At 59.9% G+C, this 17,191-nt stretch carries 16 protein-coding genes; 11 read left to right on the top strand and 5 right to left on the bottom strand.

Going from position 1 to position 17,191, the window contains the following annotated elements:
- Positions 1-180 precede the first annotated feature (180 nt).
- From U6037_RS28795 to U6037_RS28765, 7 genes are all read left to right on the top strand, one after another.
- A complete protein-coding gene (locus U6037_RS28795; RefSeq protein ID WP_322845300.1) occupies positions 181-1,179 on the top strand; it encodes a phosphate ABC transporter substrate-binding protein PstS in 999 nt (332 codons plus the stop codon).
- Between the two features lie 422 nt (positions 1,180-1,601).
- Positions 1,602-3,635 (top strand): ABC transporter permease subunit, encoded by a 2,034-nt coding sequence (locus tag U6037_RS28790; RefSeq protein ID WP_223026637.1) that lies wholly within the window; start codon positions 1,602-1,604, stop codon positions 3,633-3,635.
- A gap of 16 nt (positions 3,636-3,651) precedes the next feature.
- Positions 3,652-5,322, top strand: a complete 1,671-nt coding sequence (pstA, locus tag U6037_RS28785; RefSeq protein ID WP_322845299.1) for a phosphate ABC transporter permease PstA — start codon at positions 3,652-3,654, stop codon at positions 5,320-5,322.
- A 93-nt stretch (positions 5,323-5,415) separates the two neighbouring features.
- Positions 5,416-6,249 carry a phosphate ABC transporter ATP-binding protein PstB gene (gene pstB / locus U6037_RS28780; RefSeq protein ID WP_042561817.1) on the top strand — a complete coding sequence of 278 codons (834 nt, stop codon included), beginning with the start codon at positions 5,416-5,418 and terminating at the stop codon, positions 6,247-6,249.
- 124 nt (positions 6,250-6,373) lie between these two features.
- Entirely contained in the window at positions 6,374-7,135 is a 762-nt protein-coding gene (phoU, locus tag U6037_RS28775) for a phosphate signaling complex protein PhoU (RefSeq protein WP_016985766.1), read from the top strand.
- 177 nt (positions 7,136-7,312) lie between these two features.
- Positions 7,313-8,269 carry a response regulator gene (locus U6037_RS28770; protein WP_322845298.1) on the top strand — a complete coding sequence of 319 codons (957 nt, stop codon included), beginning with the start codon at positions 7,313-7,315 and terminating at the stop codon, positions 8,267-8,269.
- A gap of 188 nt (positions 8,270-8,457) precedes the next feature.
- On the top strand, positions 8,458-9,354 hold the full coding sequence (locus U6037_RS28765) for a M23 family metallopeptidase (protein ID WP_322845297.1): 897 nt from the start codon (positions 8,458-8,460) through the stop codon (positions 9,352-9,354).
- Positions 9,355-9,470: 116 nt separating this feature from the next.
- Here U6037_RS28765 and U6037_RS28760 read toward each other — a convergent pair whose 3' ends face one another.
- From U6037_RS28760 to phoB, 3 genes are all read right to left on the bottom strand, one after another.
- The gene (locus U6037_RS28760; protein ID WP_007920256.1) at positions 9,471-10,811 is read right to left on the bottom strand and encodes a hemolysin family protein; all 1,341 of its coding nucleotides are present in this window, start codon (positions 10,809-10,811) and stop codon (positions 9,471-9,473) included.
- A 110-nt stretch (positions 10,812-10,921) separates the two neighbouring features.
- Complete coding sequence (gene phoR / locus U6037_RS28755; RefSeq protein ID WP_322847373.1) at positions 10,922-12,208, bottom strand: phosphate regulon sensor histidine kinase PhoR; 1,287 nt, start codon at positions 12,206-12,208, stop codon at positions 10,922-10,924.
- A 139-nt stretch (positions 12,209-12,347) separates the two neighbouring features.
- Positions 12,348-13,037: a phosphate regulon transcriptional regulator PhoB gene (phoB, locus tag U6037_RS28750; RefSeq protein WP_007896474.1), complete on the bottom strand. Its 690-nt coding sequence runs from the start codon at positions 13,035-13,037 to the stop codon at positions 12,348-12,350.
- A 151-nt stretch (positions 13,038-13,188) separates the two neighbouring features.
- Here phoB and U6037_RS28745 point away from each other — a divergent pair, with 151 nt between their 5' ends.
- A complete protein-coding gene (locus tag U6037_RS28745; RefSeq protein ID WP_322845296.1) occupies positions 13,189-13,566 on the top strand; it encodes a hypothetical protein in 378 nt (125 codons plus the stop codon).
- Between the two features lie 122 nt (positions 13,567-13,688).
- Here the strand turns inward: U6037_RS28745 and ubiA are convergent, their stop codons facing one another.
- Entirely contained in the window at positions 13,689-14,579 is an 891-nt protein-coding gene (ubiA, locus tag U6037_RS28740; protein WP_322845295.1) for a 4-hydroxybenzoate octaprenyltransferase, read from the bottom strand.
- Positions 14,579-15,139, bottom strand: coding sequence for a chorismate--pyruvate lyase family protein (locus U6037_RS28735; protein WP_322845294.1), 561 nt, complete (start codon positions 15,137-15,139; stop codon positions 14,579-14,581). The genes ubiA and U6037_RS28735 overlap by 1 nt, the downstream gene beginning before the upstream one ends.
- A 200-nt stretch (positions 15,140-15,339) precedes the next feature.
- Here U6037_RS28735 and U6037_RS28730 point away from each other — a divergent pair, with 200 nt between their 5' ends.
- From U6037_RS28730 to U6037_RS28720, 3 genes are all read left to right on the top strand, one after another.
- Positions 15,340-15,507 (top strand): rubredoxin, encoded by a 168-nt coding sequence (locus U6037_RS28730; protein WP_007954349.1) that lies wholly within the window; start codon positions 15,340-15,342, stop codon positions 15,505-15,507.
- Between the two features lie 24 nt (positions 15,508-15,531).
- Positions 15,532-16,680, top strand: a complete 1,149-nt coding sequence (locus tag U6037_RS28725) for an NAD(P)/FAD-dependent oxidoreductase (RefSeq protein ID WP_322845293.1) — start codon at positions 15,532-15,534, stop codon at positions 16,678-16,680.
- A gap of 190 nt (positions 16,681-16,870) precedes the next feature.
- Positions 16,871-17,146 carry an HU family DNA-binding protein gene (locus U6037_RS28720; RefSeq protein WP_003213368.1) on the top strand — a complete coding sequence of 92 codons (276 nt, stop codon included), beginning with the start codon at positions 16,871-16,873 and terminating at the stop codon, positions 17,144-17,146.
- The last annotated feature ends 45 nt before the right edge of the window (positions 17,147-17,191 follow it).

Raw genomic sequence — 17,191 nt, 5'->3', positions numbered from 1 at the left:
CTCGTGGTTGACAAGGCTATCTTTTACGTTTGATTTGTCAACTCGACAAGTGTTTCGTTTTCTTTTGACGAGGCCCATGCTGGCCTTTCATCCAATTGTCATATTTCAGCCATAGAGTGTTCACACGGCCTGCTGATACTTGGCCCCGACTTAACACACCCTATCTGCTAGGAGTAAGGCATGAAACTGAAGCGTTTGATGGCGGCAATGACTTTTGTCGCTGCTGGCGTTGCGACTGCCAACGCGTTCGCCGCTGTTGACCCTGCTATCCCGAGCTACACCAAGACCACTGGTGTGTCGGGCAACCTGTCCAGCGTCGGCTCCGATACCCTGGCCAACCTCATGACCCTCTGGGCTGAGAACTACAAAAAAGAATACCCGAACGTAAATATCCAGATTCAGGCCGCTGGCTCCGCCACTGCGCCACCTGCGCTGACTGAAGGCACCTCCAACCTGGGCCCGATGAGCCGCAAGATGAAGGACACCGAACTGGCGGCCTTCGAGCAGAAGTACGGCTACAAGCCAACCGCAATCCCGGTTGCCGTGGATGCCCTGGCCGTATTCGTGCACAAGGACAACCCGATCCAGCACCTGACCATGGAACAGGTTGACGCAATCTTCTCGTCGACCCGTCTGTGCGGCGCCAAAGCCGACGTGAAAACCTGGGGCGAACTGGGTGTGACCGGCGACCTGGCCAACAAGCCAGTGCAACTATTCGGTCGCAACTCGGTATCCGGTACCTACGGCTACTTCAAAGAAGAAGCCCTGTGCAAAGGCGACTACAAACCAAACGTCAACGAACAACCAGGTTCGGCTTCGGTCGTGCAGTCGATCAGCTCCTCGCTGAACGGCATCGGTTACTCGGGCATCGGTTACAAGACCGCCAGTGTGAAAACCGTGCCATTGGCCAAGAAAGGCAGCACTGACTTCATCGAAGACACCGAAGAAAACGCCCTGAACGGCAAATACCCGCTGTCGCGTTTCCTCTACGTGTACGTCAACAAAGCCCCGAACAAGCCTCTGGCTCCGCTGGAAGCTGAGTTCGTGAAACTGGTGCTGTCGAAGCAGGGCCAGGAAGTTGTGGTGAAAGACGGCTACATCCCTTTGCCAGCCAAGGTTGCTGCAAAAGCACTGGCTGACCTGGGTCTGCAGGAAGGCGGCGCTGTCGCAAAGAAGTAACAAATTGAGTCCAGGGTGAACCCCACCGGACTCAGGTAAAAGGCCGGATCTGCTCGCAGGCCGGCCTTTTCCACACCTCAAATTTTTGATCCTCTGCCAGTCCCGCTGGCGGTGGATTTGCTGCGTCACTGCATTGTCATCTTTCTGTCATACAGGATCGCTAGGGTGAGCGCATGAATGATCTGGCCAATTCCCAAATGACTACTAATCCTCCCAAGCGCATTGATTTCAATACGCCTGAGCTGCAACGCAAGCGCCGCATTCGCGCGCTCAAGGATCGCTTCACCCGCTGGTACGTCCTCGTTGGCGGTCTCGCGGTGCTGGCAGCCATTACCCTGATCTTTTTCTTCCTCGCCTACGTGGTTGCGCCGCTGTTTCAGGGTGCCGACCTGACCGCGAAAGACTCGATCACCCCAGCCTGGATGCAGGACGCCGGCAAGCCGCTGATGATTTCGCTCGAAGAGCAGAATCAGGTGGCCATGCGCGTTTCCGACAAGGGCCAGGCATTGTTCTTTGATATCGACAGTGGCGCTGAACTGAAGCGCGTCGATCTGCCGGTGCCTGCCGGCGCCACCGTGACCTCGATTGGTGAAGATCAGCCGGGCCATCCGCTGGTGGCCGTGGGTCTGTCCAACGGCCAGGCGCTGGTGTTCCGTCACACTTATAAAGTCAGCTACCCCGACGGCAAGAAAACTATCAGCCCGGCCATCGAGTATCCATATGGCGAGGCACCGATCGCGCTGAACGAAGCCGGCGGTGCGCTGGAGCATGTCAGTCTCAACGCCTCCGACACCACACTGATGCTGGTCGGTTCGACCGGCTCGCAACTCAACGTGTTGTCGCTGACCAGCGAAGAAAACATGATGACCGGCGAAGTCACCAACGAGCAGAAGCGTATCGATCTGCCGCAGATGACTGAACCGGTGAAAAACATCTTCGTCGACCCGCGCCAGCAATGGCTGTACGTGGTCAACGGTCGCGCTCAGGCCGACGTGTTCAGCCTGCGCGACAAGAGCCTCAACGGTCGCTACAAACTGCTGGAAAACGCTGATGCCGAAGTCACCGCGACCACGCAACTGGTCGGCGGTATCTCGCTGATCGTCGGCGACTCCAAGGGTGGTCTGGCCCAGTGGTTCATGGCCCGTGACACCGATGGCGAACTGCGCCTGAAACAAATCCGCACCTTCCAGATGGGCACCACGCCGATCGTTGAAATCTCCGCCGAAGAGCGTCGCAAAGGCTTCCTCGCCTTGGATGCCAGCGGCAAGCTCGGCGTGTTCCACAGCACCGCGCACCGCACGCTGCTGGTCGATCAAGTTGTAGAAGGCCAAGGCCTGTTCGGTCTGTCGCCGCGCGCCAACCGCGTCATCGTCGAAGCCGGCGGCAAGCTGCAACCGCTGCTGCTCGACAACCCGCACCCGGAAGTATCGTGGAGCGCGCTGTGGAGCAAGGTCTGGTACGAGAACTACGACGAGCCTAAATACGTCTGGCAATCGACTGCGGCCAACACCGATTTCGAACCGAAACTGAGCCTCTCGCCACTGACCTTCGGCACCCTGAAGGCTGCGTTCTACGCGATGTTGCTGGCGGCGCCACTGGCGGTCGCGGCGGCGATCTACACCGCCTACTTCATGGCCCCGGGCATGCGCCGCAAGGTCAAGCCGGTGATCGAGCTGATGGAAGCGATGCCGACGGTGATCCTCGGTTTCTTCGCCGGCCTGTTCCTCGCACCATATGTAGAAGGGCATCTGCCGGGCATCTTCAGCCTGCTGATGTTGTTGCCGATCGGCATTCTGGTCGCCGGTTTCACCTTCAGTCGCCTGCCTGAGTCGATTCGTCTGCGAGTCCCGGACGGTTGGGAAAGTGCGCTGTTGATTCCGGTGATTCTGTTTGTGGGCTGGCTGTCGCTGTACATGAGCCCGTTCATGGAGAACTGGTTCTTCGGCGGTGACATGCGCATGTGGATCTCCCACGACCTCGGCATCACCTACGACCAGCGCAACGCTCTGGTGGTCGGTCTGGCCATGGGCTTCGCGGTGATCCCGAACATCTACTCGATCGCTGAAGATGCGGTGTTCAGTGTGCCGCGCGGCCTGACCCTCGGCTCGCTGGCCTTGGGTGCCACGCCGTGGCAGACCATGACCCGCGTGGTGATCCTCACCGCCAGCCCGGGGATCTTCTCGGCGCTGATGATCGGCATGGGCCGTGCGGTCGGCGAAACCATGATCGTGCTGATGGCCACCGGCAACACCCCGGTCATGGAAATGAACCTGTTCGAGGGCCTGCGCACTCTGGCTGCCAACGTCGCGGTGGAAATGCCCGAGTCGGAAGTCGGCGGCAGCCACTACCGCGTGCTGTTCCTCTCGGCGCTGGTGCTGCTGTTGTTCACCTTCGTCATGAACACCCTGGCAGAACTGATTCGTCAGCGTCTGCGCAAGAAATACTCGTCGCTTTAAGCAAAGGTAGAAGTCTGTGAAACAGAACTCCCTGAAAGGATGGTTCAAGAGCGGCGCCCCGGGCGTCTGGATCAGCGGTGGCGCGGTGTCCATCGCGGTCATCATGACCATTGGCCTGCTGGCCGTGATTGCCGTGCGCGGTCTGGGTCACTTCTGGCCGGCGGACCTGGTGCATGCCAGCTACGACGTGCCGGGTCAGGCCCAGCATCTGGTCGTCGGCGAAGTGGTACAGAAAGAAGAAGTGCCGCGTGCCCGTCTGAAGAGCGCCGGTTTGCCGGTGCCGGATGAAGGTCCGGAATTCATGACCCGCGAGCTGATCAAGGTCGGCAACCGTGACTTGAACGGCAACGACTTCACCTGGATCGTCGGCGACTGGCTGACCAACCAGACCACGCCGCCAGAGCTGATGGCGATCGAACGTCGCGAGTGGGGCAACTTCTACGGCTACCTGGTCAACGTCAAACAGGACGGCAAAGTTATCGCCGAGGGTGAAGCTGCCTGGCCTGAACTGCAAGCGCGGATCAACCGTGTGAACGGCCTGGCGGCACAACTGAAATCGCTGGAAAAAACCGACATCGGTGCGATCAACGCAGGACTGGAGCGCATCCGTCTGCACGGTCGCAAACTGGAACTGGAAGGCAAACTCGACGCCACCGCGCAAGCGGACATGGAGTCCGAGCGTGCCGAGCTGAATGCGCGTTATCAGGACATCGAAGCGCGTCTGGCCGATCTGCATGCGCAGTTCAACCGCGATGCCCTGACCGCTCGCGATGCCAACGGCAAAGAGATCGAAATCGGTCTGGGCAAAGTGGTTCACGCCTACCAGCCGAACGCGATGAGCACCTTCACCAAGGTCGGCTTCTACTTCAGCAAGATCTGGGAATTCCTTTCGGATGACCCGCGTGAAGCGAACACCGAAGGCGGGATTTTCCCGGCAATCTTCGGCACCGTGATGATGACGTTGATCATGGCGATGATCGTCACCCCGTTTGGCGTGCTGGCGGCGGTGTACCTGCGTGAATACGCCAAGCAGAACACCCTGACGCGGATCATCCGTATCGCGGTGAACAACCTCGCTGGCGTACCGGCGATCGTTTACGGCGTGTTTGGTCTGGGCTTCTTCGTTTACGTGCTCGGTGGTTCGGTCGACCGCTTGTTCTTCCCCGAAGCGCTGCCGGCACCGACCTTCGGTACCCCGGGTCTGCTTTGGGCCTCGTTGACCCTGGCGTTGCTGGCGGTGCCGGTGGTGATCGTGGCGACCGAGGAAGGTCTGGCGCGTATTCCGCGTACCGTGCGTGAAGGTTCGTTGGCCCTCGGCGCGACCAAGGCTGAAACCTTGTGGAAGATTGTGATCCCGATGGCCAGCCCGGCGATGATGACCGGCATGATTCTCGCCGTGGCTCGCGCCGCCGGTGAAGTGGCGCCGCTGATGCTGGTGGGTGTGGTGAAACTGGCGCCGTCGCTGCCGGTGGACGGCAACTACCCGTACCTGCACCTGGATCAGAAGATCATGCACCTGGGCTTCCACATCTATGACGTCGGCTTCCAGAGCCCGAACGTCGAAGCGGCCCGCCCGCTGGTGTATGCCACGGCGCTGTTGCTGGTACTGGTGATCGCGACGTTGAACCTGTCGGCGGTGTATATCCGCAACCACCTGCGCGAAAAATACAAAGCACTGGATAGCTAAAGCCATTAGCCACAAGCGGCAAGCTACAAGCCGCTTTTGCTCAAACTTGCAGCTTGCAGCCAGAAGCTCGCAGCTACGAACGGAGTGAGAACCATGCAGCACGAAACACATACCCACGGCATCAACATGTCCGCCCTGGGCCGCGACAAGCAGAGCCTCAACCTCGAACAGGAAACCGTGGCCATCGAAGTACCGGGCCTGAGCCTGTACTACGGCGAGAAACAAGCGCTGTTCGACGTCAGCATGAACATCCCGAAACAGCGCGTGACCGCCTTCATCGGCCCGTCCGGCTGCGGTAAATCCACGCTGCTGCGCACCTTCAACCGCATGAACGACCTGGTTGACGGCTGCCGCGTAGAAGGCGCGATCAACCTCTACGGCAACAACATCTATCGCAAAGGCGAAGACGTTGCGGAGCTGCGTCGTCGTGTCGGCATGGTGTTCCAGAAGCCCAACCCGTTCCCGAAAACCATCTACGAAAACGTGGTCTACGGCCTGCGCATTCAGGGCATCAACAAGAAGCGCATCCTCGACGAAGCGGTCGAGTGGGCGTTGAAAGGCGCGGCGCTGTGGGACGAGGTCAAAGATCGTCTGCACGAGTCGGCACTCGGCCTGTCCGGTGGTCAGCAACAACGTCTGGTGATCGCCCGCACCATCGCGGTTGAGCCGGAAGTGCTGCTGCTCGACGAACCGTGCTCGGCCCTCGACCCGATCTCGACGCTGAAAGTCGAAGAGCTGATCTACGAGCTGAAGTCCAAGTTCACCATCGTCATCGTGACCCACAACATGCAACAGGCCGCGCGGGTGTCCGACTACACGGCGTTCATGTACATGGGCAAACTGGTGGAATTCGGCGACACCGATACCCTGTTCACCAATCCGGCGAAGAAGCAGACCGAAGACTACATCACGGGGCGGTACGGCTAGCCGTACAGCTGCAAGCCGCAAGCTTCAAGCGGCAAGTTAGAAGCGAAGCGGCATGGATCACCACATAACAGCTTGCAGCTTGTAGCTTGCAGCTCTTGGTTAAACGCTTTTTCGGAGCGAATGCATGATTTCCAAAGAAGGCCTCACTCATCACATCTCTGCGCAGTTCAACGCTGAGCTTGAGGAAGTGCGCAGCCACCTCCTGGCCATGGGCGGGCTGGTCGAGAAGCAGGTCAACGACGCGGTGACTGCGCTGATCGAGGCCGACTCCGGCCTGGCTCAGCAGGTGCGCGAGATCGACGACCAGATCAACCAGATGGAACGCAACATCGACGAAGAATGCCTGCGCATTCTTGCCCGTCGTCAGCCGGCGGCGTCCGACCTGCGTTTGATCATCAGCATCTCCAAGTCGGTGATTGACCTTGAGCGCATCGGTGACGAAGCGACCAAGATCGCCCGTCGTGCGATTCAGCTGTGCGAAGAAGGCGAAGCGCCGCGCGGTTACGTCGAGGTTCGCCACATCGGCGACCAGGTGCGCAACATGGTCCGTGATGCGCTGGACGCGTTTGCCCGTTTCGACGCTGATCTGGCGTTGTCGGTGGCGCAGTACGACAAGATCATCGACCGCGAATACAAGACCGCGCTGCGTGAGCTGGCGACCTACATGATGGAAGACCCGCGCTCTATCTCGCGGGTCTTGAGCATCATCTGGGTGCTGCGTTCGCTGGAGCGCATTGGCGATCACGCGCGCAATATCTCCGAATTGGTCATTTACCTGGTGCGCGGCACCGACGTGCGCCACATGGGCCTCAAGCGCATGAAAGAAGAAGTTGAAGGCACAAGCGGCGAAACCGCTAATGTTCCGGGTAATGCTGACGATAAGTAAGATTGCCTGAGAAAAGCGCCCGGCCCTTTGGTCGGGCGTTTTTGTTTGTGCTTTTCACAAGGCAGATCGAATTAAAAAGCAGCACCCGCGAACGAAAAGTCCCGGCGTGACTGAAGAGTTTTGGCAATGTGCCATCAGCCAGCGTTATGCTTGCCGGGATTTTAATAGGGGTGTTGGATGAGCAAGATCAGTGTGTTGGTCGTGGACGATGCTTCGTTCATTCGTGACTTGGTGAAAAAGTGCCTGCGTAATTACTTCCCGGGGATCCGCACCGAGGACGCCGTCAACGGTAAAAAGGCTCAGGCCATGCTGGCCAAAGAGGCGTTCGACCTGGTCCTGTGCGACTGGGAAATGCCGGAAATGTCCGGTCTCGAGCTGCTGACCTGGTGCCGCGAGCAAGACAACCTAAAGACCATGCCGTTCGTCATGGTCACCAGCCGTGGCGACAAGGAAAACGTCGTGCAGGCGATTCAGGCCGGCGTTTCCGGCTACGTCAGCAAGCCGTTCACCAACGAGCAACTACTGACCAAGGTCAAACAGGCGCTGAACAAGGTCGGCAAGCTCGACACCCTGATGAACAGTGCGCCGACCAAAATGAACTCGGCGTTCGGCAACGATTCGCTGAGCGCATTGACTGGCGGCAAGCCTGCCGTGGTCGGTGGTGCGCCGGCGGCCGCAGCGGTCAACCCGTTTGCCAAACCGGTTGCTGCCGCGCCAGCGCCCGCTGCTGCGCCATCCCGTGGCCTGCTCAACAGCCCACCGGTCAAGGCACCAGCCGCCGCATCGGCTCCGGCCAGCGGTCGTGGCCAAGGCCAATTGCGCCTGCCAAGCGGTACTCAGCAATGCGTGATCAAGGCTTTGAGCATCAAGGAAGCGTTGTTGGTGGTGAAACGCACCGAGACCCTGCCGCAGATCCTCGACAGCGCCGTGCTCGACCTGGAGCAGGGCGACAACGCCGAAATCGCCCGTCTCAACGGTTACTTGCACGCGGTTGTCGCGTTCGAGCCGAAACCGGACAGCGACTGGCTGCAACTGACCTTCCGTTTCGTCGATCAGGATGCGCAGAAGCTCGACTACATTTCCCGCCTGATCGCACGCGGCACGGCGCAGAAGCACTTCGTTCCGGGCGCGTGATCGGCGTCTGTGAAAAGATCGCAGCCTTCGGCAGCTCCTACATTGGAATGCATTTTCCCTGTAGGAGCTGCCGAAGGCTGCGATCTTTTGCTTTGTGCGCTGGGCAAATTGAAACATCTGTCGACTAGCCTGGTCTGCTTCACCTGCTAGGCTCATTTCCAGGCCTTCCTTTCGACAGACTCTTGCCCATGCTCGCGCGCCTGCTGTTTTTCTGTGGTCTCTTCATGGCCTCCACCTCGGCTGTGGCCATGACCATTTACAAGTCCACCGATGCCAACGGCGTGGTCTCGTACAGTGACCGGCCGAGCAAAGGCGCGCAGGTGTTCGTTTTTCAGGACCGCATGGTCGAGCGTCTGGAGCGGCAGGTGTACCTCGACATCAAAAAGCAGAAGGGTGCCGACGTGGTCTTCGTGCGCAACGATCTGTATGCGCCGGTCGAGGTGGCGCTGGCGTTCACCGGGATGAGCAATGTGCGCGGCGCGCCGGCACAAACCATCCGCCGGGTGCTGCCGGCGCGCAGCAATACGCGGTTGGCATTGCTGACGGCGGTGTCCGGCAAGCAGCCGCTGGTGTACACGCCGCAATTTCACTATTCCCTCGGTGACCCCGCTGGAACCGCACAGGGCTATCGTTATCCGCTGCCATGGCGCGGTGGGCCGTTTCGCCTGAGTCAGGGCGCCAACGGCCAATACAGCCACTACGGGCCGAAGAACAAGTACGCGATGGACATCGCCATGCCGGTCGGCACGCCGATCATTGCCGCGCGGGCCGGGGTGGTGGTGAAGACCGAGAATTCCCAGAGCGGGCGCGGTAATGATGCTTCCGGCAATTTCGTGCGGGTGCTACACGACGACGGCACCATGGGCGTGTACCTGCACCTCAAACAAGGTTCGGTAAGCGTGCGCGAAGGACAAAGGGTGACCGTGGGCAGTCCGCTGGCGCTGTCAGGCAACACTGGCAACAGCAGCGGCCCGCACCTGCACTTTGTGGTGCAGCGCAATACCGGGGAAGGGTTGGTGTCGATTCCGTATCAGTTCAACCAGCCGCTGGGGGCGTTGCCCAACTTTGCGTTGGGCAAGCAGTAAGCTTCTAAAAGCAAAAGATCGCAGCCTGCGGCAGCTCCTACAGGGATTGCATTCCCATGTAGGAGCTGCCGCAGGCTGCGATCTTTTAGCAGGCAACGCGGTTTCCCGCATTGCACTCAATCCAGCATCAACACCTTGGCCAGCACAATCTTCGGCCCTTTCATCTTCTTGATGATGATCCGCAGGCCTTCGACTTCCAGCACTTCTTCCTCTTCCGGCACCCGTTTCAGGGTTTCATAAACCAGCCCGGCGAGGGTTTCCGCTTCGATGTGATCAAGGTCGATACCCAGCAGGCGTTCAACCTTGAACAACGGCGTGTCACCACGCACCAGCAGTTTGCCCGGCTGATAGGCAAGGATGCCGCGCTCAGCCTTGCGGTGTTCGTCCTGAATGTCGCCGACCAGCACTTCCAGCACGTCTTCCATGGTCAGGTAGCCGATGATGTTGCCGTCAGCCTCCTCGACCACGGCGAAGTGCGAGCCACCCTTGCGGAACTGCTCCAGCAACTGCGACAACGGCATATGGCGCGACACGCGCTCCAGCGGACGGGTCAGTTCAGCGAGGTTGAACGACTCGGGAATGTGATCCAGTGCTGCCAGTTCCAGCAGCAGATCCTTGATGTGCAGCAGGCCGACGAACTCCTGTCGCTCGCTGTCGTACACCGGATAACGGCTGAACTTGTGGCGACGGAACATCGCGAGGATTTCTTTCAGCGGCGCGTTGAATTCAAGGGTGATCAGGTCTTCGCGGGAGTTGGCCCAGTCGACCACCTCCAGCTCGCCCATTTCCACCGCCGAGGCCAAAACGCGCATGCCCTGATCGCTCGGATCCTGGCCACGGCTGGAGTGCAGGATCAGTTTCAGTTCTTCACGGCTGTAATGGTGTTCGTGGTGCGGGCCGGGTTCGCCCTGGCCGGCGATACGCAGAATCGCGTTGGCGCTGGCGTTGAGCAGGTAGATCGCCGGGTACATCGCCCAGTAGAACAGGTACAACGGCACCGCCGTCCACAGCGACAGCAGCTCGGGTTTGCGGATCGCCCACGATTTCGGGGCCAGTTCGCCGACGACGATGTGCAGGTAGGAAATGATGAAGAACGCGGTAAAGAACGACACGCCTTTGACGATTTCCGGCGACTGCACGCCGACCGCACTCAGCAGCGGCTCGAGAATGTGTGCGAAGGCCGGTTCACCGACCCAGCCGAGGCCGAGAGAGGCGAGGGTGATACCGAGCTGACACGCCGACAGATACGCATCGAGCTGACTGTGTACGGTGCGCAGGATGTGTCCGCGCCAGCCGTTCTGATCAGCGATGGCCTCGACCCGGGTCGAGCGCAGTTTGACCATGGCGAATTCCGCCGCAACGAAAAAGCCGTTGAGCAAAACCAGGATCAGAGCAAAAAGGATCATGCCGAAATCGGCGAATATTGTTGCGAGGGACAAGCCAGGGGAAGGGTCCATGATGGAGTTTTGCGGGTTCCGTGTGATTCAAGAGAGGTAAAAGTCGCGCCTGAAAGGCAGGCACAAGTCAGCCAATGTAGCGGCTGACCTGGCGATTGCCTAGTGCGACATTACTCAGCGGCGCTGATCGCCCGCGCCTGGGCCACTTGCGCCGGGGCGAAATGGCAGGTGAATGTGCTGCCGTGACCGGGCACGCTGCTGATCTCCATGCGTGCGCGGTGGCGCAGCAGTACGTGTTTGACGATGGCCAGACCAAGCCCGGTGCCGCCAGTGTTGGAGTTGCGGCTGGAGTCGACACGGTAGAAGCGTTCGGTCAGGCGCGGCAGGTGTTTGCTGTCGATGCCGATCCCGGAATCCTGCACGCTGAGGTGTGCGCCCTGGTCGTCGCCCCACCAGCGAATACGGATGTTGCCCTCGGCCGGGGTGTATTTCACGGCGTTGAACACCAGATTGGAAAACGCACTGCGCAATTCCGCTTCGCTGCCTTTGAGCAGCAGGCCGGCGTCGGCTTCGAGGGTGATGCGCTGGTTCTTCGCGCCGGACAATTGCTGCGCATCGCTCTTGATCGATTGCAGCAGCGAGTCGACCTGCACCGGCTGGTTGTCGGACGGGTAATCGGTGGCTTCCAGTTTCGCCAGCAGCAGCAAATCGTTGAGCAGCGTCTGCATGCGCCCGCCCTGTTGTTGCATCTGCTGCAGGGCGCGGCTCCAGCGCGGATTCACTTCCTCGACGTTGTCGAGCAGGGTTTCCAGGTAGCCGCAGATCACCGTCAGCGGCGTGCGCAACTCGTGGGAGACGTTGGCGATGAAGTCTTTGCGCATCTGTTCCAGCTGATGGATGCGCGTGACGTCGCGCACCAGCATCAAATGTTCATTGTTGCCGTAGCGGGTCAGGTACAGCTGAATGCGCACGCGATCGTTGGTCGGCGAGGGGATTTCCAGCGGCTCGGCGTAGCTGTCCTGCTCGAAGTATTCCTTGAAGCGCGGATGGCGCACCAGGTTGGTCACCGGTTGGCCACTGTCTTGCGGGGTCTTGAGACCGAGCAGGGTTTCGGCGGCACGGTTCCACCATTCCAGGTTGCCGTCGCTGTCGAGCATGATCACTGCGTCTTTCAGCGCGGCGGTGGACTCCTGCACCCGGTCGATCACCGCTTGCAGGCGCCCGCGCACCCGTTGATCGCGGCGTTGCAGGTGGTAGATGCTGTCGAACACTTCGCCCCACAGGCCATAGCCATCGGGCGGTGCTTCGTCGGGTTGGTGCTGGCGCAGCCATTCGTGCAGCCGCAGTAATTGCTTGAGCGTCCAGCCCAGATAAATCCCCAGGCCCGCCGCGAGGCTCCAGCCGTAATAGCCGGTGATCAGGCCGATCACCAGACACGCTGTGACCAGCAACAGCATGTGGCGAATCAGGGTGCCATGCCAGTTTTGATTCACGGGGGCGTCCTTAGCCGCAGCTTCAAGTTTCAAGCTGCAAGCTACAAGTCAGAGCGGCTCGCTGTTACTTGCCGCTTGTAGCTAGAAGCTTGCAGCTGTTTTTTTATGCTTTGGTGGAAAACCGGTAGCCGGTGCCGCGCACGGTTTGTACCAGATTTTCGTAGGCGTCGCCGAGGGCCTTGCGCAGGCGCCGGATGTGCACGTCGACGGTGCGCTCTTCAACATAGACGTTGCCGCCCCAGACCTGATCCAGCAACTGGCCACGGGTGTAGGCGCGTTCCTGGTGGGTCATGAAGAATTGCAGCAGACGGTATTCGGTCGGGCCCATCTCGGCAGGTTTGCCGTCAATGGTCACGCGGTGGCTGATCGGGTCGAGCAGCAGGCCGCCGACTTCGATCGGTGCTTCGCCGTCGGTCGGGCCGGCACGGCGCAGCACGGCTTTGAGACGGGCGACCAGTTCGCGCGGGGAAAACGGTTTGGTGATGTAGTCGTCGGCGCCGACTTCCAGGCCCTGGATCTTGTTGTCCTCTTCGCCCTTGGCGGTGAGCATGATGATCGGGATGTCCCCGGTCAGTTCATCGCGCTTCAGGCGACGGGCCAGTTCGATACCAGAGGTGCCGGGCAGCATCCAGTCGAGCAGGATCAGGTCCGGCTTGCGGTCGACGATGATGGCGTGGGCCTGCTGCGAGTTCTCTGCCTCGAGGCAGTCATAGCCGGCCATTTCCAACGCAACGGCGATCATTTCGCGAATGGGCGCTTCGTCGTCGACGATCAGAATGCTCCTGCCAACCATGCCTTAATCCTCTTGTCATTTAACTGTCTTGCGCCGCATTAGATAACGGAATTATTGCAGTCGTGTGACAGTATTTTAGTCCGGCGGCGATTGTGCAAATCCTCAACTAAGCTCTAAGTCCGAATCCTGACAACCACAAAAGAAGGTTTCCATGACTCAAATGACTGTTTCTTTCAAAGCACTGCTGCTTGCCGCTGCCATTGCATTACCGTCGATGGCGTTCGCCGCTGACCCGGTCATGATGAAAGACGGCATGATGACCGACCACAAAGGCATGACCGTGTACACCTTCGACAAGGACACGGGCGGTAAATCGATGTGCAACGGCGATTGCGCGAAGAACTGGCCGCCGATGATGGCGCCGGCGGGAGCCAAGGCTGAAGGCAAATTCACCCCCATCAAGCGTGATGACGGCATGATGCAATGGGCATATGACGGCAAGCCGCTTTACACCTTCAAAATGGATGAAAAACCAGGCGACATGAAGGGGGAAGGGTTCAAGGACATGTGGCACATGCCGAAACACTGAGTCCTGCAGCAACTGCGTCCCTGTGGGAGCGAGCCTGCTCGCGAAAGCGCTGTGTCAGTTAACGCATTGGCTGACTGACACGACGCCTTCGCGAGCAGGCTCGCTCCCACAGGTTTGAATCCTTAGCGCAACGCGTAATCCAGCACAATCCCGACGAAAATCGCCAACCCGGCCCAGTGGTTGTGCAAGAACGCTTTGAAGCAGCGCATGCGGTCACGATCGCGGGTGTACCAGAACTCCCACGCATAACACCCGGCAGCCACCAGCAAGCCGAGATGGAACCAGACACCCAACTCGAACTTCGACCCCGCCAGCAACAGGCACCCCAGCGACAACGCCTGCAAGCTCAGGATGATCACCCGATCCGCCTCGCCGAACAGGATCGCCGTGGATTTCACGCCAATCTTCAAATCGTCATCGCGATCGGTCATCGCGTAATAGGTGTCGTAACCCACCGTCCACAGCAGGTTGGCGATCCACAGCAGCCACGCCGCTGCCGGCAACTCCCCGGTCTCGGCAGTGAATGCCATCGGCATACCCCACGAGAACGCTGCGCCCAGCACCACTTGCGGGTAATAGGTGTAACGCTTCATGAACGGATAAGTGAAGGCCAGCGCCAGCCCGCCCAGCGACAGCCAGATCGTCGGCGCATTGGTGCACAGCACCAGCAGGAAACTCACGCCCATCAACAGCGCAAAGAACACCAGCGCTTCTTTCGAGCTGATTCTGCCGGCAGCCAATGGCCGCTGTGCGGTACGTTTGACGTAGCCGTCGACCTTGCGATCGGCCCAGTCGTTGATCACGCAGCCACCGGCGCGGGTCAGGATCACGCCGAGGACAAAAATCACCACGTTGGCCAGCGACGGCGAGCCTTTGCCAGCAATCCACAGCGCCCACAGGGTCGGCCACAGCAGCAGGTAAATGCCAATCGGCTTGTCCATACGGGTCAATTGAATGAAGTCCCAGGCGCGCGGGTTCAAGCGGTTCAGGGACTTGAGCAGACTCTGATACATCAGCAATTCTCCGGATGGGCGCGGGCAGCGCTCCACAGGCTTGGCAGGAAAATCTCCGCCACCAGCACGCTCAAAGCGCCACGGTCAAAACGCGAACGGCGGCCCCACAGTTCCGGCGCTTTGGCGGCTTCCGGCAGCCATTGTTCAGGGTAGTGGCAAACTTCGAGGGCGCGACGCTGAAACGCTTGATCACAAAACAGCAATTCGCCCAGCGAGCGGCTGCCCAGCTCATCCATGTGCAAACCGTCGCCCTGCAAGGCTTCGCGCGATGCCACGCTGCGGGCAAACACCCAGGCCTCGCCGTGGCCGCGCAGATACACTTCGCGCACCCAGCCTTCGCTGCCGTCGGCCAGATCCAGTGCGGCGCATTCGTCAGCGCGCAGGGTGTCCCAGCCTTCGAACAACGGCGTGACACTGAAGCCATCATTGGACAGCCGGGTCAGTCGGCGGGTGAGGGAGCCTTCGTCGAACAACCAGTCGAGGGTCAACGAATCGGGGAGGGGCGTCAGTCGGCTTTGGGTCAGCCAGAGCGAGGTCGGGCAGGCATTTGAATGTTGCACAATGAGTCATTATTGGCCGCAAATGAGGCGGCGAGCTTACCATGGCGAGCTGCGATATTGAGTGACCCGGGTCGCCATTGCGCCGAACAGGCTTGCATCTGCCCGGCACCATCAGTACAAAACGCCCTGAGCCGGATGGCAGTGCAACTCCATCGACCGTCCGCGCCGGCACCAAGCCTGAACCCTGAGGAAGTACCTGAATGAAAAAGTGGCAATGTGTGGTCTGCGGCCTGATTTACAACGAAGCCGACGGCTGGCCGGATGACGGCATTGCGCCGGGCACCCTGTGGCAGGACGTACCGGAAGACTGGCTGTGCCCGGACTGCGGCGTCGGCAAGATGGACTTCGAAATGATCGAAATCAACTAAGCAAGAAAAACAAAGGAGTAAGGCATGAGCGCACCTGTCGTCATCATTGGCACTGGCCTTGCGGGCTATAACCTGGCCCGCGAATTTCGCAAGCTCGACAGCGAAACCCCGCTGCTGCTGATCACTGCCGATGACGGCCGCTCTTACTCCAAACCGATGCTCTCCACTGGTTTCGGCAAGAACAAGGACGCTGATGGTCTGAGCATGGCTGAACCGGGTGCGATGGCCGAGCAGTTGAAAGCCGAAGTGCGCACCCACACGCGCATCAGCGGCATCGACGCCGGCCATAAACGCCTGTGGATCGGCGAAGAAGCGGTTTATTACCGTGACCTGATTCTCGCCTGGGGCGCAGAAACCGTACGCGTGCCAATCGAAGGCGATGGCGCGGAGCTGGTATTCCCGATCAACGATCTCGAAGACTATGCGCGTTTCCGTGCCGCTGCGGCGGGCAAGCGTCGGGTGCTGCTGCTCGGCGCCGGCCTGATCGGCTGCGAATTCGCCAACGACCTGATCCTCGGCGGCTACGAAGTGCAACTGGTTGCACCCTGTGAACAGGTCATGCCGATGCTGCTGCACCCGGCGGCTGCGGCAGCCGTGCAGGCCGGGCTGGAAAGTCTCGGTGCGAAATTTCATCTCGGCCCGGTACTGACCCGCTTGCAGAAAGTCGCTGACGGCCTCGAAGCGCATCTATCCGACGGCCAGGTCATCCCATGCGACGTGGTTGTTTCGGCCATTGGCCTGCGTCCTCGCATCGATCTGGCGGCGGCTGCCGGTGTACAAGTCAATCGCGGTGTCGTGGTTGATCGGCACCTGAAAACTTCCCACGCCAATATTTACGCCTTGGGCGACTGCGCTGAAGTCGACGGGCTGAATCTGCTGTACGTGATGCCCCTCATGAGTTGTGCGCGAGCGCTGGCACAAACCCTGGCGGGCAACCTGACTGCCGTGAGCTACGGTCCGATGCCGATCACCGTGAAAACTCCGGTGTGCCCATTGGTGGTTTCGCCGCCGCCACGGGGCAGCGAAGGCGTCTGGACGGTTGAAGGGCAGGGCGCCGACATAAAGGCCCTGTGTCACAGCGCCGACGGCCAGTTGCTCGGCTACGCGCTGACCGGCGCCGCGGTGCTGGAAAAACTCGCCCTGAACAAACAGCTTCCGGCCCTGCTGGCGTAAATACCGGTCGTTCTGTCGGAATCACCCCGCTTTTGCCCCTACAAAGGTCGCGGGGAGACTGGCGCCGCCGGTATCCGCGTGCCATTCTCACTCCCGTCTGCCGCAGAGTAGAGCCTGCGGCGCCTTGGGCGCTGTTCCAACGAGAACAGCACGGACATAACAACAAAAAACCGTCAAAGGGGCTTCACTAATGCGTAAACCAGAACTCGCCGCTGCAATCGCTGAAAAAGCAGATCTGACCAAAGAACAGGCCAACCGCGTACTCAACGCCGTTCTCGAAGAAATCACCGGCGCTCTGCACCGCAAGGACAGCGTGACGCTGGTCGGCTTCGGCACCTTCCTGCAACGCCACCGCGGCGCCCGCACCGGCAAAAACCCGCAGACCGGTGAACCGGTCAAAATCAAGGCCAGCAACACCGTTGCGTTCAAGCCAGGCAAATCGTTGAAAGACAGCGTCAATCCATAAGCGGCGGATCCCCTGAATAGCGGGGGAACATCGTAATAAAAAATG

The sequence above is a fragment of the Pseudomonas sp. B33.4 genome (assembly GCF_034555375.1).
Lineage (GTDB): Bacteria > Pseudomonadota > Gammaproteobacteria > Pseudomonadales > Pseudomonadaceae > Aquipseudomonas.
This window is presented reverse-complemented; position numbering and strand designations above follow the sequence as displayed.